General features: G+C 63.0%; 3 protein-coding genes. All 3 read right to left on the reverse strand.

Going from position 1 to position 1,866, the window contains the following annotated elements; genetic code table 11:
- Positions 1-93 precede the first annotated feature (93 nt).
- Complete coding sequence (gene tnpA / locus FXV83_RS45080; protein WP_148745741.1) at positions 94-531, reverse strand: IS66-like element accessory protein TnpA; 438 nt, start codon at positions 529-531, stop codon at positions 94-96.
- A 209-nt stretch (positions 532-740) separates the two neighbouring features.
- Entirely contained in the window at positions 741-1,343 is a 603-nt protein-coding gene (locus FXV83_RS41235; RefSeq protein ID WP_148745742.1) for a plasmid pRiA4b ORF-3 family protein, read from the reverse strand.
- A partial coding sequence (locus tag FXV83_RS41240; protein WP_148745743.1) for an IS66 family transposase occupies positions 1,340-1,866 on the reverse strand: 527 nt, incomplete at its 5' end. The genes FXV83_RS41240 and FXV83_RS41235, both read right to left, overlap by 4 nt.

Consider the following 1,866-nt stretch of genomic DNA (forward strand, 5'->3'; position numbering starts at 1 on the left):
CTTCGCTCACCAGCGCCGACAGCGTGTGCACCGACTTGCGGAAATCGACCGGCTGGGACGCCAGCATCACCTTGAGGTCGGGCCGCAGCGCTATCATCGATCGCCTCTGAGCACCGACAGCACTGTGTAAAGCGTCGCAGCATCTACGCCCGGCTCGACCCGGATGCGCGCCCCACTCACCTCGATCTCGATCACCCCGCAGGCCCTGGTCGGCGGCGCGGTGATCTTCAACGGCCTCGCCTGCGCCGGCGCTGCGCCGGCGCCGCTCTCGGCGCCAATCTGGATCGGCACGAAGCTCGGCGCCGTGCCGGCCATCGCCGTGACCTGGCCTCGCCACACCGTGAGCAGCCCACGGGAAACGCCGTTGCGCCGCGCCACCTCGGAGATGTTTGCACCTTCCTCAAAACTCTCAGCCACGATCCGGGTCTTCTCCTCGCCCGTCCATCGTCGCCGCCGGCGCTCCCCGGTGATCACCTCGACACGACGATAGGAGCCACCTTCCTGCCTGGCATCAAGCATGACATTTGCCATCGATCCACCTCCTCCGATCAGCTCATGCTAGGCTCTATCGCGCGTAAGCCTCGGGAAGGCTAGGTGGGTGCTTCATGCCGCTTACAAAAGGGCTGGAATGGCAGTCGTCCGGACGAGGGCTATGGCCGACGCCGCACCCATAAACGCCTGCTGGGCACTCCACCACGGTAAGCGTAGCTCTGCGGCCCTTTTTGATTGGTGCTTGACGCCTATTTTGAGCGCGTGACGCGGCGCCGCGGCTTCCAAATTTGGGATAAAGCGTTGACGGCGGCCTCGAGCGCCTTGCTGTCGATGACGTTGGGATCGAAGCGTTCGGGCCCCCAGAGGCGCATGTGTTCGTGCTCCGGATGGGTGGGGTCGCGGAGGGCATCGAGGTATTCAGCATAGCCTGGCGCACCGCCGACGTCTTCCGGAGGACAACGGCCGGCGGCCTGGAGCAAGAAGGGCAGACCCTCTGTCGGCGTGTCGTCGAACCATTTTTCGAGCTTGACCACATGATCCCAGCTGTCGCCGAAGTCGTAGAGATAATGGATCGTCTTGGCGCCGGTCTCGTGAACGATATCGCTGAGCCGCGCCTTGCGGGCATCGATAGGCTGGGGGCCAAAATCACCGTCGGGATCAGGGATGCCCCAACGCTCTTCGCCAGCATGGAACTCGAAGAGGTGGCTATTTGTCCAGCCAAATGCCGCCTGAAGCGTCAAATGCAGCCGATCAAGGCGCAGGGTGACAGGTACGACAAGGCGACGCATCACTTCCGGTTTCACGTCCTTGAGGGTCACTCTGATCCGGACAGCGGTCGTGTTGAGGCTCATGCTGCCAACCTTGGGTCGTGTGCATGCATCGTGTAGGTCGACGACCACGGAAGCAGTTCGTCCAGTCGCGCCGCAGGCCAGCCATTGACGAGCTTAGAGAGGACGTCGGAGAGCCAGTGCTCGGCGCTGACGCTGTTGAGCTTACAGGTCTCGATCAACGAAGCTAGTACTGCCCAACTCTCGGCGCCCTCGTCGCAACCGGCAAAAAGGGAGTTCTTGGCGTTGAGCTTGATCGGCCGCATCGCACGCTCGACCGCATTCGTATCCATCTCGATGCGCCCGTCATCAAGGTAGAGCGTCAGGCCGTCCCAATGACGCAGCGCATAACGCAAAGCCTTCGCCGTGTCGCTCTTCTGCGCAAGGTGATCAAGTTTTGCCTCAAACCACTGCTTCAAGGCTGCAGCCAGAGGCCGGGCATGCGCTTGTCGGCCCGCGCGACGCTCGGCATCAGATCGGCCGCGGAGTGCTTTCTCGACCGCGTAGAGTTGGGCGATGCGCTCGAGGGCCTCGCGGGCAACCGGAG

Origin of the sequence: Bradyrhizobium hipponense, assembly GCF_008123965.1 — a bacterium.
Lineage (GTDB): Bacteria > Pseudomonadota > Alphaproteobacteria > Rhizobiales > Xanthobacteraceae > Bradyrhizobium > Bradyrhizobium hipponense.

Excerpts from the sequence above, each read along its gene's own strand:
- tnpA (WP_148745741.1), bottom strand. The coding sequence starts at position 531 with ATGGCAAATGTCATGCTTGATGCCAGGCAGGAAGGTGGCTCCTATCGT.
- FXV83_RS41235 (WP_148745742.1), bottom strand. The coding sequence starts at position 1,343 with ATGAGCCTCAACACGACCGCTGTCCGGATCAGAGTGACCCTCAAGGAC.